At 69.7% G+C, this 21686-nt stretch carries 22 protein-coding genes; 5 read left to right on the forward strand and 17 right to left on the reverse strand.

What is annotated here, in order from left to right:
- Nucleotides 1–5 precede the first annotated feature (5 nt).
- The gene (locus ACIBVN_RS48620; protein WP_397147624.1) at nt 6–1202 is read right to left on the reverse strand and encodes an FAD-dependent oxidoreductase; all 1197 of its coding nucleotides are present in this window, start codon (nt 1200–1202) and stop codon (nt 6–8) included.
- A 119-nt stretch (nt 1203–1321) separates the two neighbouring features.
- On the opposite strand from ACIBVN_RS48620, the gene ACIBVN_RS48625 reads away from it, so the two are divergent.
- Nucleotides 1322–2149: an anti-sigma factor domain-containing protein gene (locus ACIBVN_RS48625; RefSeq protein ID WP_397147626.1), complete on the forward strand. Its 828-nt coding sequence runs from the start codon at nt 1322–1324 to the stop codon at nt 2147–2149.
- Nucleotides 2150–2188: 39 nt separating this feature from the next.
- The gene (locus ACIBVN_RS48630) at nt 2189–4399 is read left to right on the forward strand and encodes a M64 family metallopeptidase (RefSeq protein ID WP_397147628.1); all 2211 of its coding nucleotides are present in this window, start codon (nt 2189–2191) and stop codon (nt 4397–4399) included.
- Here ACIBVN_RS48630 and ACIBVN_RS48635 read toward each other — a convergent pair.
- From ACIBVN_RS48635 to ACIBVN_RS48690, 12 genes are all read right to left on the reverse strand, one after another.
- Entirely contained in the window at nt 4343–5338 is a 996-nt protein-coding gene (locus tag ACIBVN_RS48635; protein WP_397147630.1) for a phosphotransferase family protein, read from the reverse strand. The two genes, ACIBVN_RS48630 and ACIBVN_RS48635, sit on opposite strands and share 57 nt — an antisense overlap.
- 9 nt (nt 5339–5347) lie before the next feature.
- The gene (locus ACIBVN_RS48640) at nt 5348–6346 is read right to left on the reverse strand and encodes a LacI family DNA-binding transcriptional regulator (RefSeq protein ID WP_397147632.1); all 999 of its coding nucleotides are present in this window, start codon (nt 6344–6346) and stop codon (nt 5348–5350) included.
- Nucleotides 6327–7736: a GH1 family beta-glucosidase gene (locus ACIBVN_RS48645; RefSeq protein ID WP_397147634.1), complete on the reverse strand. Its 1410-nt coding sequence runs from the start codon at nt 7734–7736 to the stop codon at nt 6327–6329. Before ACIBVN_RS48645 ends, ACIBVN_RS48640 begins: the two co-directional genes overlap by 20 nt.
- Nucleotides 7733–8563, reverse strand: a complete 831-nt coding sequence (locus ACIBVN_RS48650) for a carbohydrate ABC transporter permease (protein WP_397147636.1) — start codon at nt 8561–8563, stop codon at nt 7733–7735. Before ACIBVN_RS48650 ends, ACIBVN_RS48645 begins: the two co-directional genes overlap by 4 nt.
- Nucleotides 8560–9516: a carbohydrate ABC transporter permease gene (locus ACIBVN_RS48655; RefSeq protein WP_397147638.1), complete on the reverse strand. Its 957-nt coding sequence runs from the start codon at nt 9514–9516 to the stop codon at nt 8560–8562. Before ACIBVN_RS48655 ends, ACIBVN_RS48650 begins: the two co-directional genes overlap by 4 nt.
- A 57-nt stretch (nt 9517–9573) precedes the next feature.
- Nucleotides 9574–10914 (reverse strand): ABC transporter substrate-binding protein, encoded by a 1341-nt coding sequence (locus tag ACIBVN_RS48660; RefSeq protein ID WP_397147640.1) that lies wholly within the window; start codon nt 10912–10914, stop codon nt 9574–9576.
- Nucleotides 10915–11749: 835 nt separating this feature from the next.
- On the reverse strand, nt 11750–12082 hold the full coding sequence (locus ACIBVN_RS48665) for a helix-turn-helix domain-containing protein (protein WP_397147642.1): 333 nt from the start codon (nt 12080–12082) through the stop codon (nt 11750–11752).
- Nucleotides 12079–12453, reverse strand: coding sequence for a type II toxin-antitoxin system RelE/ParE family toxin (locus ACIBVN_RS48670; protein WP_397147644.1), 375 nt, complete (start codon nt 12451–12453; stop codon nt 12079–12081). Before ACIBVN_RS48670 ends, ACIBVN_RS48665 begins: the two co-directional genes overlap by 4 nt.
- A 239-nt stretch (nt 12454–12692) precedes the next feature.
- Nucleotides 12693–13142: a hypothetical protein gene (locus ACIBVN_RS48675; RefSeq protein ID WP_397147646.1), complete on the reverse strand. Its 450-nt coding sequence runs from the start codon at nt 13140–13142 to the stop codon at nt 12693–12695.
- 338 nt (nt 13143–13480) lie between these two features.
- Nucleotides 13481–14107 (reverse strand): dihydrofolate reductase family protein, encoded by a 627-nt coding sequence (locus ACIBVN_RS48680; protein ID WP_397147648.1) that lies wholly within the window; start codon nt 14105–14107, stop codon nt 13481–13483.
- Nucleotides 14104–14580, reverse strand: coding sequence for an SRPBCC domain-containing protein (locus tag ACIBVN_RS48685; protein ID WP_397147650.1), 477 nt, complete (start codon nt 14578–14580; stop codon nt 14104–14106). The genes ACIBVN_RS48680 and ACIBVN_RS48685 overlap by 4 nt, the downstream gene beginning before the upstream one ends.
- Nucleotides 14577–14915 (reverse strand): ArsR/SmtB family transcription factor, encoded by a 339-nt coding sequence (locus ACIBVN_RS48690; RefSeq protein WP_397147652.1) that lies wholly within the window; start codon nt 14913–14915, stop codon nt 14577–14579. The genes ACIBVN_RS48685 and ACIBVN_RS48690 overlap by 4 nt, the downstream gene beginning before the upstream one ends.
- A gap of 309 nt (nt 14916–15224) precedes the next feature.
- On the opposite strand from ACIBVN_RS48690, the gene ACIBVN_RS48695 reads away from it, so the two are divergent.
- A complete protein-coding gene (locus tag ACIBVN_RS48695; protein ID WP_397147654.1) occupies nt 15225–15779 on the forward strand; it encodes an AAA family ATPase in 555 nt (184 codons plus the stop codon).
- 56 nt (nt 15780–15835) lie between these two features.
- Here ACIBVN_RS48695 and ACIBVN_RS48700 read toward each other — a convergent pair whose 3' ends face one another.
- From ACIBVN_RS48700 to ACIBVN_RS48710, 3 genes are all read right to left on the reverse strand, one after another.
- Nucleotides 15836–17089: an RNA polymerase sigma factor gene (locus ACIBVN_RS48700; RefSeq protein WP_397147707.1), complete on the reverse strand. Its 1254-nt coding sequence runs from the start codon at nt 17087–17089 to the stop codon at nt 15836–15838.
- 233 nt (nt 17090–17322) lie between these two features.
- Nucleotides 17323–17763 (reverse strand): YciI family protein, encoded by a 441-nt coding sequence (locus ACIBVN_RS48705; protein WP_397147656.1) that lies wholly within the window; start codon nt 17761–17763, stop codon nt 17323–17325.
- An 82-nt stretch (nt 17764–17845) separates the two neighbouring features.
- Nucleotides 17846–18589 carry a TetR/AcrR family transcriptional regulator gene (locus ACIBVN_RS48710; protein WP_397147658.1) on the reverse strand — a complete coding sequence of 248 codons (744 nt, stop codon included), beginning with the start codon at nt 18587–18589 and terminating at the stop codon, nt 17846–17848.
- Nucleotides 18590–18710: 121 nt separating this feature from the next.
- Between ACIBVN_RS48710 and ACIBVN_RS48715 the strand changes: the two genes are divergently transcribed.
- Together ACIBVN_RS48715 and ACIBVN_RS48720 are read left to right on the forward strand one after the other, a co-directional pair.
- Nucleotides 18711–19301, forward strand: a complete 591-nt coding sequence (locus tag ACIBVN_RS48715; protein ID WP_397147660.1) for an NADPH-dependent FMN reductase — start codon at nt 18711–18713, stop codon at nt 19299–19301.
- A 5-nt stretch (nt 19302–19306) separates the two neighbouring features.
- Complete coding sequence (locus tag ACIBVN_RS48720; RefSeq protein WP_397147662.1) at nt 19307–20779, forward strand: MDR family MFS transporter; 1473 nt, start codon at nt 19307–19309, stop codon at nt 20777–20779.
- Here the strand turns inward: ACIBVN_RS48720 and ACIBVN_RS48725 are convergent.
- Nucleotides 20769–21632 (reverse strand): LysR family transcriptional regulator, encoded by an 864-nt coding sequence (locus tag ACIBVN_RS48725; RefSeq protein WP_397147664.1) that lies wholly within the window; start codon nt 21630–21632, stop codon nt 20769–20771. The genes ACIBVN_RS48720 and ACIBVN_RS48725 overlap by 11 nt on opposite strands.
- Nucleotides 21633–21686: the final 54 nt, after the last annotated feature.

Raw genomic sequence — 21686 nt, forward strand, 5'->3', positions numbered from 1 at the left:
CGAGGTCAGGCCTCCCGCACCATCACGTGCTCGGGCCGGATCCCCAGCCCGACGAACCGCCGTGCCATCCGGTTCGCCAGCGGGATCTTCGTGAGATCGCGCGGCAGCCGCGACGGGTCGAACTCGCGCATCAGCGCCCTCTTGATCACCAGGTTCTGGAACACCCGCTGGGCCGCCTGCGTGACCCTGGTGGGCAACATCCGCCGCTTCTGCAGCAGGTGCAGGGTCGACTCGGGGATCGGCGCGCCGGACCTGAGCGAGCCCGCCAGCAGGTTGGCGGCGGCGACCGCGTCCTGCACCGCCAGGTTGATCCCCACCCCGAACACCGGCGACATGGCGTGCGCGGCGTCCCCGATGCACACGAACCCGGGCCGATGCCAGCGCCGCAGCCGGTTGATCGCGACCGTGAGCACGCTGACGTCGTCGTAGCTGCTGATCTGCCCGACCCGGTCGGCCAGCCACGGCACCAGCGACGCGACCGGCTCGCGGAGTGCGTCGATGCCTTCGCCGGCGAGCTCGTCGAAGCCGCCCTTGGGGATCACGTACGCGAGCTGCCAGTAGCTCTCCCGGTTGATCGCGACCATGAGCCGGCCGCTGGAGATCCGCAGGAACGGGTCGTCCCGGTCGGACGGGTGCCTGGGCAGCCGGAACCACACCACGTCCATGGGCGCGCCGAGCTCCTCGGGCACGAGCGCCGCCCGTTCGCGCAGGATCGAGTGCCGCCCGTCGGCGGCGACCGTCAGGTCGGCCCTGATCTCGTGCTCGCCGGACCCGTCCCGGTAGCGCAGCCCGCGTACGGCCCGGCCCTCGCGGATCAGGTCGCGCGCCTCGGCGTTCATGAGCAGCCGGAAGCCGGGGTACCGCTCGGCGGCCGACGTGATGAGCTTGAGGAAGTCCCATTGCGGGACCCACGCGATGTAGTCGTACTTGCCGGGCAGTCCGCGCAGGCTCGCCAGGCTGATGTCCCCGGCGTCGGTCACCATGGTCATCCCGTACGCCTTGCGGTGCGGGATCTTCAGGAACTCCTCGGCCAGCCCGAGCTCGTCGAGCACCTGCAACGTGGACGGATGGATCGTGTCGCCCCGGAAGTCCCGCAGGAAATCGCCGTGCTTCTCCAGCAGCGTCACCTCGACGCCCGCCCTGGCCAGCAGCAGCGCGAGCATCGCGCCTGCCGGGCCGCCTCCCGCGATTACGCAGTCCATAATTCATCACCCGATGAGATCGTCTCACGTCATGAGAAAAGAGCAACCCCTCATGGCAATCCGACATGCCCGAGCAGCCGAAGTACATGCGTGAGCCGCCTCTCACAAAGGGAGTGGAAATGACCGACGAACTCCACACCCTCTCTGGCGCCTACGCCGTGCACGCACTGCCGTACGCCGAGTGGGTGCTGTTCGACAAGCACCTGCCGGCCTGCCGGCCTTGCGAGGCCGAGGTACGGCGGCTGCGGGAGACGGCGGCCAGGCTGGCGGGGACGGTGGCCGAGCCGCCGCCCGCCGCGCTCCGCGGGCGCCTGCTCGCCGCCGCGCACGAGTCGCGGCACCCCGGCATCCAGCCGGAGCAGCCGCCCGACGACAGCCCCACCGTCTGGCGCCGCGCGGAGGGCCCGCCGGCGATCCGTATCCCGCCCGAGCCGGGGCAGCCCGCGGCCGTCGACACCGGCCGGGTCGTGCCGCTCAGGCGTGGGCGGGCGAAGGTGCTGGCGGGCCTGGCGGCAGTGGCCGCGGCGGCCGCGGTCGCGCTCGGCGCGGTCGCCGTCGACGCCCGCCGCGACCTGGGCGAACTGGCCGCCAGGAACGACGAGGTGATCGCCGTGCTGGCCGCGCCCGACGCCGAGACGGTACGCCGGCCCGTCACCTCAGGCGGCACCGCCACGGTGGTGATCTCCCGGTCGAGGGGACGCATGGTGTTCGCCTCGTCCGGCCTGCCGGAACTGCCCGGATCCAAGGGCTACGAGCTGTGGCTGATGGGCCGCGACGGCCCGCGCCCCGCCGGGATGCTGGACCGCGCCGCGCACGGCGTGACCACGCCCCTGCTGGTCACGCCGGAGCGAGGGGACGACCGGGTGGCGCTGACGGTCGAGCCCGCGTCCGGGTCGGAGAAGCCGACGACCAAGCCCATCCTCCTGGCCGATCTTCCCGAGGCCTGACTCTTGGTCGTGCGGCCATGATCGGCGATAGTGCAGGGCATGCGTATATTCGTGGCTCTGGTGCTGGCCGCCGCACTGTTACACACTCCCTCAGCGATCGCCGAGCCGGGCGCGGCCACGGTGGTGCCTGTGCAGGTCACGGGCGCCCCGTCCAAGAGGTTCAACCTGATCGTCATGGGGGACGGCTACACCGAGGCGGAACAGGCCAAGTTCAGGGCCGACGTCGACCGGCACCTCAACGTGATGTGGTCGATCGAGCCGTTCAAGACGTACCGGAACTACCTCAACGTCTACCGCGTCGACATCGTCTCGGGCGAGTCGGGCATCAGCTGCGACCCGGGGCTGGACTCGCCGAGGAAGACGACCCCGCTCGGCATGGGCTTCTGGGGCCGCTGCAACCCGAGCAGCGTCCAGCGCCTGATCACCATGGACAACGCCGCCGCCACCCGCTACGCCGACCTGGTCACCGGCACCTCGTCCGGCAACCGGCAGATCCTCGCGCTCGGCAACAGCGGCACGTACGGCGGCGCGGGCGGCTCGTACGCCACCGCCTCGGGCAGCAACAGCATGTCCGCCCTGATCAGCCCGCACGAGCTGGGCCACTCCCTGGGCGGCCTGCAGGACGAGTACGACTACTACCAGCGCGGCGTCCCCGGCGGCGCCTACGCGGGACCAGAGCCGTCCAGCGCCCACCACACGCTGCTGACCGAGCAGCAGATGAAGGACCAGCAGAAGAAGTGGTGGCGCTGGCTCGGCGAGCCCAGCGAGTCGGGCGGCCCCATCGGCCGTTACGAGGGCGGCCTGTACTACACGACCGGCGTCTGGCGCCCCAGCCGGCACTCCATGATGAAGACCCTCGGCTACTACTTCGACCAGGTCAGCCGCGAGATCATGGTGCAGCGCATCACCGCCAAGACCACGCTCATCCAGGACGCCACGCCCAACCAGCAGCCCGTCGGCGCCGACCGGGTGCTGTGGGCCGAGCCGATGCGCCCCGTCGGCCACGCGCTCGCGATCACCTGGAACGTGGACGGCAAGGACCTGCAGACCCACGAGCAGACCCTGGACCTGCGTACCCTCGGCCTCTCCCCGGGAACCCACACGGTCACCGTCGCCGTCTCGGACCCGACCGGGTTCGTCAGGGATCCGGCGATCAAGGCGGCCCTCAGCAGATCGCGCACCTGGACGGTGGACACGTCGCTGACCACCCCGCCGGACGGCGTCAAGCCTGCCATCGTCTCCGCCACGCCGACGGACCGGCCGCTCGGCCGCGCGGACGTCGCGTACGTGGAGACCACCCACCCTGCCGCGACCGTCCCAGAGGTCGCCTGGACCCTGGACGGCCGGCCCGCCGGCACCGGCACCGACCTCGACCTGGGCGAGCTGGACCTGAAGCCGGGCGCCCACACCCTCACCGCGGCCCTCGGCGGCAAGACCCTCACCTGGCAGATCGACGCCGACCGGCCCACGACCCGGTACGAGCTGTCCGAGCCGCTCGCCAGGTCCGGCGACACCTACGTCTACAACGGCCCGTTCTCCATGCGGCTCACCGGCAAGGACGACCGCGACGGCTACGTGGTCTCGGAGTCCAGGGTGGACGGCGACGGCTGGTTCAACTACTTCGGCTGGCCCACCTCGCCGGAGCTGCCGTGGACGTTCAGCGAGGACGGCACGGTCATCGACTCCCTCGTGTACGGCAAGCTGCCGCGCGGCCGGCACACCATCGAGTACCGCTCGATCGACGCCGCCGGCAACTACGGCGCGCCGAAGAGCTTCACCGTCACCACGATCGCGCCGCCGCCCGCCTGCACCAGCACGGTCACCGGCGCGCACCGCGGCCCGCTCACCGCCGCCTCCGGCGTCACCTGCCTCGACCGCGCCGAGGTCACCGGGCCCGTGACGGTCAAGCCGGGCGCGTCGCTGGTGGTCACCGGCGGCCGGATCACCGGCACGCTGACCGCGGTCGAGCCCGCTTCCGTGCACCTGCTCAAGGCGTCCGTCACCGGCGCGCTCAGCGTCCGCGGCGCCAAGGCGCTGACCGTCGTGGGCGCCGACCTGCGCGGCGCCGCGCTGCTGGCCGGCAACACGGCGCCGATCCTGTCGGGCACCACGGTCAGGGGCGCTCTGGTGTGCACCGGAGAGCAGCCCGTGGACCTGGGCGTGCCCAACAAGGGCACGGGGCCGTGCGTCCGGCTATCCGCGGGGGCCGGGGGAGAAGCGTACGAGGCGGTCGAGCACCCGGTCCAGTGAGCCGAACGCGGCGTCGCGGAGCCGGGCGTACTCGTCCTCGGGATACTGCCGGGGCCCGTTCTCCACCAGCAGGATCAGGTAGAGGTAGGCGCGGTAGAGGTCGAGCCGGGTGCGTGCCGCGGGCGTCAGCTCCAGCGGCGTCACCTCGCGGTAGCCCGCCAGCAGCGGGTCGTCCTCCGTCAGCTCGCCGAAGATCGTCGGCGTGACGAACTCGGCGAGCGGGTCGCCCCAGAAGGCCCGCTCGTGGTCGATGATGGCCTGGATCCGCGGCGGGCCGCTGAGGTCGAGGAAGACGTTGCCCTGCCACACGTCGAAGTGCACCAGCCGCGGCGTCGTCACCTCGTCGAGCACGGGCGAGGCCGCCTCGATCACGGCCAGGATCTCCCCGGCGGGGCGCGGCAGCGGCGTCGGCCAGCGCTCGGTGTCGCCGAGCAGCGCCCCGGTCATCGCCAGGAACGCCTCCCGCCAGGTGGCGCCCACGATCCCGGCGTGCGGGTAGCCGAACACCTCGCCGGTCACCGCGTTGAACCTGGCCAGGTGGCGGCCCAGCTCCCGGCGCAGCGCGTCCCCGCCCTCGGGCTTGACGTCGTTCCAGGACACCCCGTCGAGCGCGCTGAGCAGGAGGTAGTCGCCGCCCAGCACCGGGTCGTCGAACCCGGCGCGCAGCAGCGTCGCCACCGGCACCCCGGCCTGCGCCGCCAGCTCGTACGCGGCGGCCTCCATGCGCAGCAGGTTGCGCTCGTAGCTGAGCTGGTCGAGGTCGGGCGGCGGCGACAGCTTGAGCACCACCTCGCGCCCGTCGTCCAGCTTCAGCCGCCAGACGGCGTTGGCGTAGCCGTCGGTCAGCTCGGTGACGGCCGTCACCCCCGTGCCCAGCGCGCGCCGCACCAGGGCGTCCAGCTCGGCCTCCGATAAACGGCGCTTCGTTCTGCTGTCCACGGGAGCCTCTCATGCGGATTGACGGCGGACGAGGTGGGTGTCCAGGATCACGACGGGCTGGCGCAGCTCCTCGCCGTTGATGCGGGCCACCAGCAACTGCGCCATCTGCCGGCCCATCTGCTCGGTCGGCTGGTGGACGGTGGTCAGCGGCGGGTCGGCGTGCAGCGCGGCCTTGGAGTCGTCGAACCCGATCACGGCCACGTCCTCCGGGATGGACCGGCCCGCGGCCTTGAGCACGCGCATCGCACCCAGCGCCATCGGGTCGGACGCGGCGAACACCGCGTCGAGATCGGGATGCGCCGCCAGCAGCCCGGTCATCGCCGCGGAGCCGCTCTCCTCCGAGAAGTCGCCGTACGCCACCAGCTCCGGCAGCCCCGCGGGCAGCAGCGCGTCGCGGTAACCCGCCAGGCGGTCGACGCCCACGCCCATGTCCTGGTGACCGGCGATGGTGGCGATACAGGTGCGGCCGAGGCCCAGCAGGTGTTTGACCGCCTGCCGGGCCCCTGCCCTGTTGTCCATGTCGACGTAGCTGTAGGGGTCGAGGCCGACGGGGCGGCCGCCGAGCACGGTCGGCACGCCCATCTCCTCCAGCCGGCCCGGCAACGGGTCGGCGCCGTGCAGCGACAGCAGCAGCACGCCGTCGACGTGCTGCCCCGTCAGGTAGTGCTCCAGCCGGTCGTACTCCTCGGTGGTGCGGGCCATCGCCAGGATGAGCTGCAGCCCTGTCTCCGAGAGCGCCGAGCCGATGCCGCGGATGGTGCCCGCGAAGAACGGGTCGTCGAACACCCGCAGCTGCGACTCGGACACCACCAGGGCGACAGCGTCCGTGCGGCGCGTCACCAGGGCGCGCGCCGCACGGTTGGGCACGTAGCCCAGCTCGCGGATGGCCAGCTCAACGGCCTCGCGGGCCTTGGCGCTGACATTCGGCGAGCCATTGATGACTCTCGACACCGTGCCCCGGCCCACCCCGGCCCGAGCCGCGACTGCCTCAAGAGTCGGTCGGTTCATGGCGCCTATTCTGCCGGATGATCTCCGAGTACCAGAGCGCGCTGTCCTTGAGCAGCCGTTCCTGGGTCTCGAAGTCCACGCGCACCAGGCCGAACCGCTTGCCGTAGCCCCACGCCCACTCGAAGTTGTCCATCAGTGACCAGGCGAAATAGCCCTCCAGGGGCACGCCGGCCTCGATCGCCTCCTTGCAGGCGCCGAGGTGCGCCTCCACGTACTCCTGCCGCTCCCTGTCGTGGATCCGGCCGTCCTCGAGCACGTCGTCGAAGGCGGCGCCGTTCTCGGAGACCACCATGGGGATCGGCGGGTACTCCCGCGCCACCCTCGTGAGGACCTCCACCAGGCCGCTCTCGTCGATCTCCCAGCCCATCGCGGTCACCGGAAGCCCGGCGGTGACGAACGACACGTGCTCGCTGCCCACCCACGGCGAGGCCGTGTCCGTGGGGGCCGCCGCCGCCGACTGCTTGCCGCCTGGTGCTCCCGAGACCGTGAAGCGGCTGTAGTAGTTGACGAGCAGCACGTCGATGGGTGCGCCGATGGTCTTCATGTCGCCCGGCTCGATGAAGTCGATCTCGACGGGCAGGTCGGCCAGCACGTCCTCCGGGTAGCGCCCGGTGAGCAGCGCGTCCAGGAAGAACCTGTTCTGCAGCCCGTCGATGCGCCGGGCCGCCTCCAGGTCCTCCGCGCTGTCGGTGGCGGGGGTGACCGCGTACAGGTTCACGCAGCCGCCGACCCGCCTGGCGTCCATCGCCTGGACGGCCAGCCCATGCGCCAGGTTGAGATGATGCGCGCCCCTGATCGCGTTCTGCGGCTCGCGCCTGCCCGGGGCGTGCTCGCCCGAGGCGTAGCCGAGGAACGCGGCGCACCATGGCTCATTGACGGTGCTGAAGGTGTGTACGTGGTCCTTCAGCGCCTCGTGCACGGCCGCTGCGTATTCGGCGAAGCGGTATGCCGTGTCACGGTTGGGCCAGCCGCCCTTGTCCTCCAGCTCCTGGGGCAGGTCCCAGTGGTAGAGGGTCAGCCAGGGATCGATGGCATGCGCGTGCAGCTCGTCGAGGAGCCGCTTGTAGAAGTCCAGGCCCTTCTGGTTGACCTGGCCGGAGCCGGTCGGCTGGATGCGGGGCCAGGAGACCGAGAAGCGGTAGGCCGACAGGCCCAGCTCCGCCATGATCCCGACGTCCTCCCGGTAGCGGTGGTAGTGGTCGATGGCCACGTCCGCGTTGTGCCCGTTGAGAATCCGGCCCGGCGTCCTGGTGAACGTGTCCCAGATGGAGACGCCGCGCCCGTCTTCCGCGACCGCCCCTTCGATCTGGTACGCCGAGGTCGCCGCGCCCCACGCGAAACCCGCAGGGAAGCGCAGCCCGGCAAGCGTCTGTTCCTCTTGTGTCGTCACGCCTTGACCGCACCTTCCATGAGACCGCCGACGATTTGACGGCCGAATGCGACGAATACTGCGATGAGGGGGATGATGGACAGCGCTGTCCCCGCGAAGATCAGCGTGTAGTTCGTGGAGAACCTGGCGTTCAGCGAGGTGATCGCGATCTGCACGGTGGGGTTGTCCGGGGTCAGCACGATCAGCGGCCACATGAAGTCGTTCCACATGAGCATGAACGTGTTGATGCCGAGCACCGCCATGCCGGGACGCACCGCGGGCAGCACGACGTTCCACCAGATCCGCAGCGTGGCGGCGCCGTCCACCCTGGCCGCCTCGACCAGCTCCATCGGCACGGCCTGCCGCGTGTACTGCGTCATCAGGAACACGCCGAACCCGTTGAGCAGGTACGGCAGGATGACCGCCTTGAGGGTGCCGGTCCACTCCAGGCTCACCATGAGCCGGTAGAGGGGCACCACGCCCATCTGCTGCAACGGCACCGCCATCGTCAGCAGCACGAGCACCAGCAGCAGGTTCCTGCCCTTGAAGGACAGGTTCGCGAACGCGAAGCCGGCCAGCGTCGAGATGATCACCACGGAGACGGTGACGACGCTCGACACGATGAACGAGTTCGTCAGGCCCAGCAGGAACTTGGCGTCCTCGTTGTTGAGCACCGCGACGATGTTCTCGCCCAGGTTCCCGCCCGGCAGGAACGGCGGCGGCACCGCGACCGCGTCGGCGTTCGTACGGGAGGCGATGACCAGCATCCAGTACAGCGGGAACGCCGACAGCAGGACGGCCAGGGCCAGCATGAGCCGGGTGGCGAGGGTCGGGGAGAAGTGGTTCATTTCGCGCCCCCGATCCGGCGCACGACCAGGAAGTTGATCGCCGCTCCGATGAGAATGAGCAGGAACAGCAGCCAGGCGGCCGCGGCGGCGTAGCCGTAGTCGAACTCGCGGAAGCCCTGCTTGACGATGAACATGGCCACCGTCTGGAACTGGCCCTGCGATCCGCCGTCGACGTTGCCGTTGTAGAACGTGGTCGGCTCGGAGAACAGCGTCAGGCCGCCGATCGTGGAGTTGAGCACCACGAAGATCATGGTCGGGCGCAGCATCGGCAGCGTGATCTGCCAGAACTGCCTGCGCCGGGACGCGCCGTCGATCGCGGCGGCCTCGTACAGGTCGCGGGGGATCGTCTGCATGCCGGCCAGGAAGATGATCGCGTTGTAGCCGGTCCAGCGCCAGTCGACCATGGTGGCGATGGCGATCCACGACGGGATGCGCTCGGCCCGCCAGTTCGTCTGGTCCACGCCGAACCAGCTCAGGACCCAGTTCACCAGGCCCCAGTCGCGGGCGTACAGCTGCGTGAACACCACGGCGACCGCGACCACCGACGTCACCAGCGGCAGCAGCACGCTCATGCGGATCGGCAGGCGGAACCTGAACCGCTTGTTCAGCGCGTTGGCCAGCAGCAGGGCGAACAGCATCTGGGGGACGGTGGCGATGACGAACATGCCGACCGTGTTGACCACGGCGTTCCAGAAGTCCTCATCGCCCAGCAGCGCGGTGTAGTTGCCCAGCCCGGTCCATTCCACGGTGCCGGCCAGGTCGTAGTCGTAGAGCGAGTAGTAGAGGGTGAAGGCCAACGGGAACAGCCCGAAGGCGGCGAACAGCAGGAAATACGGAGACACCAGGGCGTACGGCATCGCCTTGACGTCCAGTCGGGAACGCCAGCGGCTGCCGGGCGGGCGGTCGCGGCGATGGTTGTTCCGCACCGCCCGCGGAAGGGTGTCGAGGCTCATAGCAGACCTTTCGGCGGCGACAAGCCCGGCCCGCTCCTGGCGGGCCGGGCGGAGAAACTAACCCGCGGCCTTGACCGCGTCGTCGACCAGCTGCTGCCAGGCCTTGTCGTACGGGACGGAGCCGTCGTCCATGCCCTGGATGACGGACTCGATGGCGTTCTTGACCTGGGCGTGCTTCACGCCGAGGAAGACCGGCTGCAGGCTCGAAGCGGACTTGGCGAAGATGTCACCGATGGGGGCGTTGTTGAAGAACTCGTTCTTCGCGCCCTGCACGGCCGCGTCCTGCTGGGCCTTCGTGTTGCTCGGCATGTTGCCGAAGTCCTTGAAGATGCTGGCCTCGGTCTCCGCGTTGGTCAGGTAGTCGGCGACCATCGCGGCTTCCTTCGGGTGCTTCGACTGCTTGGGCACGGCCAGCCAGGAGCCGCCCCAGTTGCCGCCGCCGCCCGGCACCGAGGCCACGTCCCACTTGCCCTTGCCGCCGTCGCCGGCGTTGCCGCTGACCACGCCGAGCATCCAGGACGGGCAGCCGACCGTGGCGAACGCGCCCTTCTGGGTGCCCGCCGCCCACTCGTCGGTGAAGTTGCGCAGCTTGGCGGTCAGCCCCTGCTGGCTCATCTTCGTGGCGAAGTCGAAGCCCGCCTTCACCGCCGGGTTCTTGTCGACGATGAGGTTGTTGTCCTTGTCGAAGTACGTGACGTTGCCGTTCTTGGCCGCCTCCTGGTAGAGGACGACCTGGTAGAGCGTGTTCGTGCCGTCGGCGAACTTCGTGTCCTTGACCTTCGACTGGAACGTCTTGCCGACGTTCATGAACTCGTCCCAGGTCGGCCAGAGCGCACTGACCTTCTCACGGTCGGTGGGCAATCCGGCCTTCTTGAACAGGTCCGTGCGGTAGCAGATGCTCATGCCGCCGATGTCGGTGCCGAGGCCGAACAGCTTGCCGTCGGCCGTGACGCCGTTCTCCCACTTCCAGGCGGGGAAGTCCGCCTTGCGGGACTCCAGGCCGTGCTCCTTCAGATCGGCCCACCACTCGGGGTGCGCCTTGGCCAGGCCCATGCCGCCCTCGTCGATGCCGACCACGTCGCCCGCGCCGTTGCCGGCCTGCAGCCACTGGATCATCTGGGGCCAGTACTGCTGCTCGAACTGGTCAGTGAGGTGCTCCTCCTTGATCTGGATGTCCTTGTGCTCGGCGTTCCACTTCGCGATCGCGTTCTTGTAGCCGAAGTTCGTGCCGCCGCCGAACGTCTGGACACGGATCGTGACCGGCTCGGCCGCCGAGGAAGCGGGAGCGCTGCTGGACCCCGTACCGGTGCTGCCTGAGCTACAGGACGCGACGGTCAGCGCCGCCGCGGCCAGGGCCGAGGCCGCGGCTAGACCGCCGCGACGCTTGCTGATCATCATGGTGGACCCCTTCTCGGGTGAATGTTGGGGGAGTGCACCGCGGCACGCGCTCCGCCGCGGTGGGATCTTTGGGAGCGCTCCCACAAAGGGTGCACTTACGTGGTCTGCGCGTCAATCCACCGAAACGCAACCGTTACCAATGGGGCGGTTTGTCACGTTGAAACCGGATTTATAGCGTTATACTGCGCAAAGAGCGTCTTGGGAGCGCTCCCACCACAAGAGGCATCTTTTGTGTCGCATCAAGGGCATGTCACCCGCACCGACCACGCTTTCTCCCCGTCACACGACCAGTGAGAGCGTGCCCATCAGTCTTGGTGACGCCAGGGGAGCTCCAGAGTCCCCCAAGGGGGTTCCGGGCGAAAGGCACGGTCCTCCGCAACGGGGCGCTACGCGCGGGGCGCTCCGGGCAGCGCCTCCCAAGGGGCTCCGCCCCTTTCGATCCCCGAAAACCCCGCTCGCTCCGCTCGCCAGGCACCCGCCCGTTGCCCGATTACCGGCTTGGCCTGCTGGATCCCACCCCGAGCGGTCCTCGCTGCGCTCGTGCGTACTCATCGGTCTCGGGGCTGTGCCCCGAGCCCCGGCAGGCGGCCACCCGCCTCCTGCGCACCCCGGCTGGCCGCACACCATACGGACGCTTCGTTATCCGCGTGACCTCGTTTGTTAGCCACTTTGGGCGGCGGAACGCGCCTATCGGCCGCCATGCTGCGGGTAGGCCCGCTTTGGATGCGGGACGGAGTCAACGGGCAAGTGCGTATGGCTCTGGCGCAAAGTGCGCCATGTCACCATGAAGGGGTCATCTCGGCATGGGCGCGTGGCACTCTTTTGGGAAGCGCACCTATGCGACCTTCCATGTCCGGTCACCCAACTTGGCTACCACCTCAACGGTGCCGCCGAGCGCCATGACGTAGGCGCGGACGGCCTCGATCCCCGAAACCTCGCCGCTCTCGATCCTTGACACCCGTGCCTGGCTCACGCCGAGGGCCTCAGCCAGTTCGGCCTGGGTGACCCCCATCGACTTACGCATTTCGCTGAGCTGATAACCGCGCTGGTACGCCTCCCGCCGTGCACGCGCTGCCTCCTGGCCGGCTTCGCGCTCGGCGTCACTTCGGGAGTCGAGTTTGCGCGCCTTTGCCTTGACCTCGCTCCACTTCGCGAATTCGGCGCTCATGGCTCCTCCTGCTCCTTCAACGCGATCAGATGCTCGGCGAACCGTTCGTCGGCCAGAGGGATCGCCTTGGCATACCAGTCGCTCCAGTGCCCCGATTTGTCGCCTGCAACCAGGAAGATCGCTTCCCTGGCCGGATCGAACGCGAAGATCATACGAATCTCGGTAGTTCCGGACGAAGGTGGCCGCAACTCTTTCATATTGTGATAGCGGCTGCCTTTAAGGCGATCCACCAGCGGTCGCCGTGCGGCCGGCCCCTCCTCGGCAAGTTGGTCGATGGCGTCGCGGATGAGATCCGCGGTCACCGGATCGGTGGCGCAGATTTCCAGATACCACGCTTCCACTGCAGGATGCAGACTGATCTCCCAGCTCACGTAGCGAATATAACCAAATTATCATATCCCTGTACGGTGTTCATGAGTAGTAGGGCTGGGCTTGCAGACGGACGCTTCCTGAATCGGCGTCATCTCCGAGAGGGCTCGAGAGTCGAGTCCACGCGTGCGCTGTGCTACCTGAAGCTTGCGGTCTGCAATCCGAGGGCGAGCACGCCGCTTGCGGTCAACGCCATCCACGGGTCCGCCAGCCTCCAGACCGCCGCGGGAGGCGTCATCGTCTAGGCGGGCATGCCGGTTCCGGCGATGGCCGAGCCCAGCGTTGCAGGTTCCCCCTTAAGCCTCATCAGGCTCCATGACATCACGATCCCGGAGTTGGCGAGGGCGTAGGCGCTCAGTAGCAGCAGCCGGGCGAAGGTCAGGGGGAGGACCGCGGCATCCGAGGTGTATACCCCGAGCCACCTCGCCGAGCAGGAGCAGCACGAGCGCGCGGTAAGCACTCCGGTAGCCGGATCGTCGCGGCCGCTCGGTTGATCGGCGGGCTCACCAGGGGAGGCGGCTTTGGCGATCTTCGGTGTCACGGCCTGCGCGACGGCGAACGCGGCCAACTCGAGGAATCCCTTCAGCGACGTGAGGATCGCGCGGGCAGCGGCCCCTTGGGCTCCTGTCCGTGCGGTGGCGTAGGTCACGCCGCCCATGATCGTGAACTTGATGACCAGTGTGGCGGACATCGGGCTGCCTACCGTGGCGATGCCTACGATTTCCCGTGGCCGGGGACGTTTAGGCCACAGAGACTGCATCGAGGAGGTCACTACCCGCTTCCGGCGGCGGCGCTTTGTCTTTCGGCCAGTTTGTGCCGCTGGCGATCCGACCTCATCACGGCTCTGGCTGGGCACGTTGTCCTTGACAACCTGCCGGCCAACAAGACCCTCGCGATTCGCGCCTGTGCCGCTGAGAACAAGGTCGCGAACGCGCCCGCATCTGCAGCGAAAACCAGCGTCGCTGGGGGAAAGGCCAGCCACCTCGGCAGCATGACCCGCTGACCCGGCCAACAGTCGTGGTCACTCCGCTAGACAAAGGCCGTGACGCCCTCGTATTCCCCCACCGGGGCGGTGCCGACAGTCTCGTACTGGAGCAGCAGCAGGTCGTTCGCCGTCACCTCGTGGCGGACGAGTCGGAGGCCGACGGGCCGGCTCGGGTGGTCGAGCAGCCGCCGCCCGGAACCGATCACGGTTGGGGCGACGACGAGCCGGAGCGTGTCGACGAGGCCCGCCGCCAACAAGGCGTTGCCGAGTCGCGCGCTCCCGTGGATCTGGAGTTCCCGTCCTGGCTGCGCCTTGAGCTCTCCGACCGTCTGGATCGGGTCGCCGCGGAGCACGGTCGTCGGGTGCCAGCTCCCCTCCGTGAGGGTGCTGGTCACCACGTACTTCGGTAGTGCGTTCATCCGCTCGGTGAACGGGTCGTCCGGGTCGGTGATCTGCGGCCAGTCCCGGGCGAACGCCTCGTAGGTTCGCCGCCCGAACAGCAGGCCGTCGGCGAGATCCAGCCAGTCCGAGGTGCGCCGGACGAACAGCTCGTCCAGGTAGGGCACGAGCCAACCGCCCCCGGTGAAGCCGTCGCTCGTGTCCTCGGTCGGCGAGCCGGGACCTTGGCTGACCCCGTCGAGGGTGACGAACTCTGTGAGCGCGATTTTCACTGTGCGGCCTGGCTCTCCGCGACCGCGGCGAGCTGCTTGGTGACCGCGCCCCAGCCTGCGGAGAAGCCGGCCTCCTCGTGGCGGGCGCGGGCGGCCGGATCGCCGTGCCGGACGATGACCCGGTATTTCGTGCCGCCCGGATGATCGCTCAGCGTGATCTCGGCCGTCATGGGCGCCGGCAGGGGATTGACGGGGCGCCAGGCGCTGTCAATCGCGTTCGTGAACACGATCCGCTCGAGTTCGTCGACGACGAGGAAAGTCGCATCGACGTGCGGGACGAACTCCACCCCGTCCTCACTCAGCCGTGTCACGAGTGCGCCGCCGGGCCGGACGTCCAGGCGGTCGACCCGGCACACGGTCGGAGCTGGGACCCACCACTTCTCGAAGCGGGACGGAACGGTCCATGCGCTCCACACAACGGCGCGGGGGGCGTGGATGACCCGCTCCAGGGCCAGGTCGAGATCGGGGTTCATGGTTGCTGCTCCTTCGGATCGGTGACGAGGCGTTCGAGCCGGTCGGTGCGCTCTTCCCAGATCCGGCGCTGCTCGGCGAGCCAGCCGTCGACGAGAGCGAGACGGTCGCGGTTGAGCACGCAGGTGCGCACCCGGCCGAGCTTGGTCGTGCGGATCAGGCCGTTCGCCTCGAGCATCCGCACGTGTTTCATGAAGGAGGGAAGGGTCATCGGGAACTCGCGGGCGAGATCGCCCACGCTCGTCGGGCCGCGGCCGAGGCGCCGGATGACGCCGCGCCGAGTCGGGTCGGCGAGGGCGACGAACACACCGTCGAGCTCCGCCGAATACTGTGCCATGCGGCTAAGTATTGTTCGCCGAAACACTTAGCGCAAGGGCAAAGTATTGGGGCCGTTCTGACGGCGCTCGGGCATGGCAGTGGCGGGCTGGAGCGCCAGGCGGCCATGATGTGCTTGGTGCACGCCGAGCGCCTCGGCCGGTTCTGCTCGAGCGGCCCCGACCGACTTGCGTAGCTCGCTGAGCTGGTGTCGGCGCCGGCACGCCGCTTGTCGCGTACTCCCCTTAGCGCCTCGAGACCACCGCTGACCAGGTCATCTGACCAAGCCGGGCTCGGTGGTGTCCAGATCCGAGACAGACAGGAATGATTGATGAAGCGCTACATCCTGACCGGCGCCCCTGGAGCCGGGAAGACGGCGATCCTTCGCTGGCTGGAGCGCGACGGCTACACCGTCGTCGAGGAGGCGGCGACCGATGTCATCGCCCTGCAACAGGCCCAGGGCGAGCCCGAGCCATGGACGAAGCCGTCCTTCGTGGAGGCGATCGTCGCCTTGCAGCGTACGCGGCAGGAACAGGCCGCGGCGCTTCCCGGCGCTGTGCAGATCTACGATCGATCACCTGTCTGCACCTACGCCCTGGCCACGTATCTCGGCCATGACGTCTCTCCGGCCCTGTCCCGCGAATTGGAACGCATCCGAGCCCGGCAGGTTTACGAGAAGAAGGTGTTCTTCGTCCAGAACCTCGGGTTCGTCACGCCGACCGACGCTCGGCGGATCACCTTCGAGGAGTCGCTGCGCTTCGAGCGGGTCCACCAGGACGCCTACGCCTCACTCGGCTACGAGTGCGTGCCGATCGCTCCGGGCACGCTGCCGGACCGGGTGGCGGCGGTCAAGAAGCAGCTCGAAGCCGCGCCGACCGGCTGGTGAGTGATCGTCGCGCATGGCGCCGGCGTGCGCGCTCGATGCGGCGGCCCGGACCGGTTTCAGCAGGCGGCGGCGCGTTCCTCGAGGAGTTCGCGTTCGCGGGCGTTGCGGGTCATCGTGGCCGCCCGTTCGAACTCGGCGCGCGCCTCCTCCCGCCGGCCCAGTTTGAAGAGCAGGTCTCCTCGTACGCTCGGCAGCAGGTGGTAGCCCTTGAGCGCGGGCTCGTCCACGATCTGGTCCAGGAGCTGGAGCCCTACCGCGGGGCCGTAGGCCATGGCGAGGGCGACGGCCCGGTTGAGCTCCACGATGGGGGAGCGGGACAGCTTGGCCAGTGCCTCGTACAGGCTCGCGATGCGTTCCCAGTCGGTGTCCTCCGGGGCGAGGGCCCTGGCGTGGCAGGCGGCGATGGCGGCCTGGAGGGTGTACGGGCCGGGCTCGGCCCCCAACTGCTCGGCCTTGTCGAGGGCGGCCAGGCCGCGCCGGATGAGCAGTTGGTCCCAGCGTGCTCTGTTCTGCTCCAGGAGGAGGATCGGCTCGCCTGACGGGCCCACGCGGGCGGCGGATCTGGATGCCTGGATCTCCATGAGCGCGACCAGGCCGTGGACCTCGGGCTCCTTGGGCATCAGGCCGGCCAGGACGCGGCCCAGCCTGAGGGCGTCCTCGCACAGGGCGGGGCGCATCCAGTCGTCCCCGGCGGTCGCCGAATAGCCTTCGTTGAAGATCAGGTAGATGACTTCGAGCACGGACGCCAGGCGGGCCGACAGCTCGGAGGCCTGGGGCACCTCGAAGGGGATCTTCTTGTCGGCCAGGGTCCGCTTGGCCCGGACGATCCGCTGCGCCACCGTCGGCTCGGAGACCAGGAACGCCCGCGCTATCTCGTCGGTGGTCAGGCCGCCGAGCACGCGCAGGGTCAGGGCCACCCGCGCCTCCATGGAGAGCGTGGGATGGCAGGCCGTGAACACCAGGCGCAGGAGATCGTCCTCGATCTCGTCGACCTCGGGGAGGTCCTCCTCCGTGTCGAGGCGGTGGCCGAGCTCGATCAGGTTTCGCTCGAGGCGTTCGTTCCTGCGGATCAGGTCGATGGCGCGGCGCTTCGCCACGGTCATCAGCCAGGCGCCCGGGTTGCGGGGCACGCCGGTCTCCGGCCACTGCTCCAGCGCGGCGACCAGCGCGTCCTGCGCCAGCTCCTCGGCCAGGCCGACGTCGCGCACGAACCGGGCGAGCCCGGCGATGAGCCGGGCCGCCTCGATCCGCCACACCGCCTCGATCGCCCGGTTAGCGGCCTGCGGGTGCGGGTTGGTGTCCGAAGCCATCACCGGCCCATGAGAGCAGTACGAGGCCACCGCTGGCAACACCGTCCCCACTGCCGCCGCCGGCCCGCCGCTCCCGGCCCGCCGCCGCTGTCGGCCGGTGTGTCGCCCTTCTCTTCCGACAGAGGGCAGTTGCCCTTCTTCCCCGCACAGGGACGCCATCCGACGTGCTGTCCGTCCGGTGGCACATGGCCTCGGGTGGCCGCTGGAGACGGTGCAGGGCAGCGCGGGTCGGGTCAGGCGTCGGGCTGGTCGACGCCGAGGCGCTCGCGTAGCGCCAGCTCGCGTTCCCGCTCCTCCGCCGGCAACGAGTCGTCCGGTACGTCCGAGGCGTCGAACACGCGCCACACGTCCAGCCCGATCCCTTCATGCCCCGGAGGCACCGGCACCCGCAGGGCCCACTCGATCGCCTCCTCCCGCGACTTCACCTGGATCAGCCAGAAGCCGGCGATGAGCTCCTTGGCCTCGGCGAACGGCCCGTCGATCACCGTGGCCTTGCCGCCGCTGTAGGCGATCTGCGCGCCCTGCGAGCTGGGGTAGAGCCCCTCGCCCGCCAGCAGCACCCCCGCCTTGGCCAGCGACTCGTTGTAGGCGTGCATGTTGTCCACGAGCTCCTGGCTGGGCAGCACCCCGGCCTCGGTGTCCGCGTTCGCCTTGCCCACGATCATGAACTTCATCGGTGTCGCTCCTCGTCGCTCGTATCGGGTCTCATTGAACGCGTCGAACGGCGACGGGCGGGATCGACACGTACCGGAGAATTTATTCGCCGAACAGCCGGGCCGCGATGCCGTCCAGAACGTACTCGAGGCCGGTCTCGAACTGCCAGCCCGGATCGTCCTTACGCCTGCCCTTGTAGATGTACTGCTCGAAGGCAGGGTAGCGGCCGGTGTCGAGCAGGTACGAGAGCTGCGGGGCCAGGCTGGTGAAGACCTGCTGCTCGCTGGACCAGCCCTGGCCGGCCATGAGCAGGCGCATCGCGATCTCCGCGCCGATGACGCCGTGCGTGTAGGAGTTGACGGTGTTGACGACGGCCATCGCGGTGTCGGGGTCGAGGTCCAGGCCCTCGACCGCGCGCAGCGAGCGTTCCGACACTGCCACCCGGTTGGGTGTGAGCGCGAGCATGGCACTCGGCGGGAGCTGGGCGAGCCACAGGTGCCTCAGCATCAGCTCGCGCGTCTTGACGGCGATCTCTCTGAGCGTCTCGCGCCAGCCCGACGTGTCGCCGGGCAGCTTCAGCTCGCCATAGACGTGGTCGACCATCAGCTCCACCAGCTCGTCCTTGCCCGACACGTACCGGTAGGCGGCCATCGGGGCGACGCCCAGCTCGGTGGCCAGCCGCCGCATGGTGATGGCGTCGAGCCCTTCCGCGTCCGCGACCCCGACCGCGGCGGTGGCGATGCGGTGCGGCGACAGGGTCTGGCGGGGAGCGGGCGCGGGGCGTTCGAGCCGGGCCCACAGCGGGGTCTCGTCCTTGCCCGCGCCGTCCTTGCGAGCGGCAGCCATGGACCGCCCTCCTCTCCACGATTGGTGTACAGCGTATCAGGAGTAGACAACGTACACGGCGATGTGTACGTTGTATCGGCGTAGATACGTTGTACACATCCTTGGAAGGAAGGCCCCTGTCATGGACAGCCCTCTGCGCGTGGCCGTGCTGCTCGGCAGCACCAGGGACGGTCGCTTCGGCCTCGTCGTGGCGAACTGGTTCCGTACCCACCTCGACCGGCGCGACGACATGACCGCCGATCTCATCGACCTGGTCGAGACGCCGCTGCCCACCGTGTTCCCCGTCCTGGGGGAACCACCGGCGTCGGAGGAGCACGTGGAGCTGCTGGCGGCCGTGTCGCCGAGGCTGGCGGCGGCCGACGCGTTCGTGATCGTGACGCCTGAATACAACCGCAGCTTCCCCGCCCCGCTGAAGAACGCCATCGACTGGCACAACCGGGAGTGGAACGCCAAGCCGGTCGGGTTCGTGGCGTACGGCGGCTTCTCGGCCGGGCTGCGGGCCGTCGAGCAGCTCCGTCTGGTGATGGCCGAGCTGCACGCCGTCACCGTGCGAGATGCCGTCGGTCTGCAGGCGCCGTGGGCCCAGATCGGCCACGACGGCGCCGCCGCCAGTCCCGGCGCCGACGCGGCCGCCAAGGCGATGCTCGACCAGCTCGCCTGGTGGGGGCACACGCTGCGCGAGGCCAGGGCCGCGCGCCCGTACGGGGTGTGACGCACGTGAGGTTCCCCGTGTTCGGGCTGATGCTCGGCATGTTCCTGGCCATGCTGGACGGCCTCATCGTGGGCACCGCGCTGCCCACGATCACCGGCGAGCTGGGTGGGGTCGACCGGCTGTCGTGGGTGGTGACCGCGTACCTGCTGGCCACGGCCGCCACCACCCCCATCTGGGGCAAGCTGGGCGACCTGTACGGGCGCAAGGGCATGTTCATGGGCTCGATCGTGATCTTCCTGGCCGGATCCATGCTCGCCGGCCTGGCGCGGGACATCGATCAGCTCATCGCCTTCCGTGCCCTCCAGGGGCTGGGCGCGGGCGGGCTGATGGTCGGCGCCCTGTCGATCATCGGCGTGCTGGTGCCGCCCCGCGAAAGCGGCAAAGTGCAGTCGATGGTCGGGGTCATGATGCCGGTCGCGTTCATCGGCGGGCCGCTGCTCGGCGGCCTGCTCACCGACCAGCTGAGCTGGCGGTGGACGTTCTACGTGAACGTGCCGGTCGGCGCCGTCGCCCTGCTGGTCGTGGGCTTCGGGATCCGGCTCAGGAGCGAGCGGGTCAGGGCCAGGATCGACTACCTCGGCGCGATGCTGCTGACCACCGGCATCGTGGCCCTGACCCTGCTGGCGAGCTGGGGCGGCACCGCGTACGACTGGTGGTCGCCGCAGATCCTGGGCCTGGGCGTGGTCTCCGCCGTGACCCTGGTGGCGTTCGTGCGCGTCGAGCGGCGGGCCGAGGAGCCGGTCATCCCACCCAGGCTGTTCCGTGACCGCAACTTCGCGCTCGCGCAGGTCGTCAGCTTCCTGGTCGGCGCGGTGATGATGGCCGTGATGTCCTACCTGCCGCAGTACATGCAGTACGTCCAGGGCGCCTCGCCCACGGCCGGCGGGATGCTGCTGCTGCCGCTGATGTTCGGCATGCTCGGGGCGCAGCTCGTCACCGGCCGCCTCATCAGCCGCGACGGCCGGTACCGCAGATATCCGATCCTCGGCGGCGGCGTGCTCGTGGCGGGCGTTGTCGTGCTCACCTGGCTGGGGGCGAGCACGGGGACGGCGCTGGCCTCCGCGCTCACGCTGGTCTCGGGGGTGGGGATGGGACTGCTCACGCAGAGCACCCTGCTGCTCACCTTGAACAGCGCCGAGCCGCGCGACATGGGCGCGGCCGGCGGGACCGTCACGCTGCTGCGGACCATCGGCGGATCGCTGGGGATCGCTCTGCTGGGCGCGATCTACGGGAGCCGCATGGAGGCCGGGCTGGCCGGTCGGCTCGGAGCCGGGACCGCCGAGCGGCTGGCCGGGGGCGGCGGGCTCACGCCCGAGCTGGTGTCCACGATGCCGGGAGCCGTACGGGACGCCGTGCGCGAGGCGGTCAGCGGCGGGCTGCGGGGTGTGCTGGCGGGGGCCGCGGTCCTGGCCGTGATCGCGTTCGCCGCCGCGTGGTTCGTGCGGGAGGTGCCACTCCGTACGGAATCTACAACGTAAAGGCGGCCAGCTGGTCGAGAAAGGCCCGGGCCGCCGGGGCGCAGTCGGCCGCCGACGGGACGGCCAGGGCCAGGGAGCGGGTCATCGCCGGTTCGAGCGGTCGCGTGACGACGGCGCCCAGGTCGGCGGGCAGGCCCAGGGTGGGGACGATGCTGACGCCCAGCCCCGCGGCCACCATCTCCAGGATGGCGGCGGGGCCGCTGGCCTCGAAGGCGATGTCGAGCCGGACCTGGGCGGCCAGCGCCGCTCCCATGATCAGCGGGCGGCAGCCCGCGGTGGTGAGGATGAACGGCCGACCGGCCAGGTCGGCGAGGGTGATGGCCGGGCGGGTGGTCAGGGGGTGGCCGGCGGGCAGCACGGCGACCATGTCGTGGGTGCTGAGGTGGACGGTGTGCAGGCCGGGGGCGGGGAGGGTGACCACGCCCACCTCGGCGGCGCCGCGGTGCAGCCATTCGCGGATGTCGTCGTCCACCCCCTCGAACAGGCGGACCCGTACCTGGGGGTAGCGGTCGGTGAAGGCGCGCAGGAGCCTGGCGATGAGCGTGCCGGTGGCGCTGGGGAGGCTGGCCAGGCGCAGCTCGCCGGTGATCTGGCCGGCGGCGGCGGCCACGTCGGCGCGGATGAGGTCGAAGTGGCGCAGGGTCTCGCGGGCCCGGGCGAGCGCTGCCTGGCCGGCCTCGGTGAGGGCGATGCCGTCGCGGTGGCGTACGAACAGGGCGGCGCCGAGCTCGCGCTCCAGGGTGGCGATGGCGCGGCTGACGGCGGGCTGGGACATGCCGGTGTAATCGGCGGCGGCGGTGAAGCCGCCGTGCTCGGCGACCGCGACGAGCACCCGGAGCTGCGCCAATGTCATACCGGCATACCTTAGTTGGTATTTGACCGTGAGGGTGGCAGAACATCATGGTTA

This window comes from Nonomuraea sp. NPDC049400, from assembly GCF_044466425.1.
GTDB lineage: Bacteria > Actinomycetota > Actinomycetes > Streptosporangiales > Streptosporangiaceae > Nonomuraea.

What these genes read in the sequence shown, in the direction of transcription:
- ACIBVN_RS48620 (WP_397147624.1), bottom strand. Translation starts at nt 1,202, where the DNA reads ATGGACTGCGTAATCGCGGGAGGCGGCCCGGCAGGCGCGATGCTCGCG.
- ACIBVN_RS48625 (WP_397147626.1), top strand. Translation starts at nt 1,322, where the DNA reads ATGACCGACGAACTCCACACCCTCTCTGGCGCCTACGCCGTGCACGCA.
- ACIBVN_RS48630 (WP_397147628.1), top strand. Translation starts at nt 2,189, where the DNA reads ATGCGTATATTCGTGGCTCTGGTGCTGGCCGCCGCACTGTTACACACT.
- ACIBVN_RS48640 (WP_397147632.1), bottom strand. Translation starts at nt 6,346, where the DNA reads ATGAACCGACCGACTCTTGAGGCAGTCGCGGCTCGGGCCGGGGTGGGC.
- ACIBVN_RS48650 (WP_397147636.1), bottom strand. Translation starts at nt 8,563, where the DNA reads ATGAACCACTTCTCCCCGACCCTCGCCACCCGGCTCATGCTGGCCCTG.
- ACIBVN_RS48655 (WP_397147638.1), bottom strand. Translation starts at nt 9,516, where the DNA reads ATGAGCCTCGACACCCTTCCGCGGGCGGTGCGGAACAACCATCGCCGC.
- ACIBVN_RS48660 (WP_397147640.1), bottom strand. Translation starts at nt 10,914, where the DNA reads ATGATGATCAGCAAGCGTCGCGGCGGTCTAGCCGCGGCCTCGGCCCTG.
- ACIBVN_RS48665 (WP_397147642.1), bottom strand. Translation starts at nt 12,082, where the DNA reads ATGAGCGCCGAATTCGCGAAGTGGAGCGAGGTCAAGGCAAAGGCGCGC.
- ACIBVN_RS48675 (WP_397147646.1), bottom strand. Translation starts at nt 13,142, where the DNA reads ATGTCCGCCACACTGGTCATCAAGTTCACGATCATGGGCGGCGTGACC.
- ACIBVN_RS48685 (WP_397147650.1), bottom strand. Translation starts at nt 14,580, where the DNA reads ATGAACCCCGATCTCGACCTGGCCCTGGAGCGGGTCATCCACGCCCCC.
- ACIBVN_RS48690 (WP_397147652.1), bottom strand. Translation starts at nt 14,915, where the DNA reads ATGGCACAGTATTCGGCGGAGCTCGACGGTGTGTTCGTCGCCCTCGCC.
- ACIBVN_RS48695 (WP_397147654.1), top strand. Translation starts at nt 15,225, where the DNA reads ATGAAGCGCTACATCCTGACCGGCGCCCCTGGAGCCGGGAAGACGGCG.
- ACIBVN_RS48700 (WP_397147707.1), bottom strand. Translation starts at nt 17,089, where the DNA reads ATGGCTTCGGACACCAACCCGCACCCGCAGGCCGCTAACCGGGCGATC.
- ACIBVN_RS48705 (WP_397147656.1), bottom strand. Translation starts at nt 17,763, where the DNA reads ATGAAGTTCATGATCGTGGGCAAGGCGAACGCGGACACCGAGGCCGGG.
- ACIBVN_RS48710 (WP_397147658.1), bottom strand. Translation starts at nt 18,589, where the DNA reads ATGGCTGCCGCTCGCAAGGACGGCGCGGGCAAGGACGAGACCCCGCTG.
- ACIBVN_RS48715 (WP_397147660.1), top strand. Translation starts at nt 18,711, where the DNA reads ATGGACAGCCCTCTGCGCGTGGCCGTGCTGCTCGGCAGCACCAGGGAC.
- ACIBVN_RS48725 (WP_397147664.1), bottom strand. Translation starts at nt 21,632, where the DNA reads ATGACATTGGCGCAGCTCCGGGTGCTCGTCGCGGTCGCCGAGCACGGC.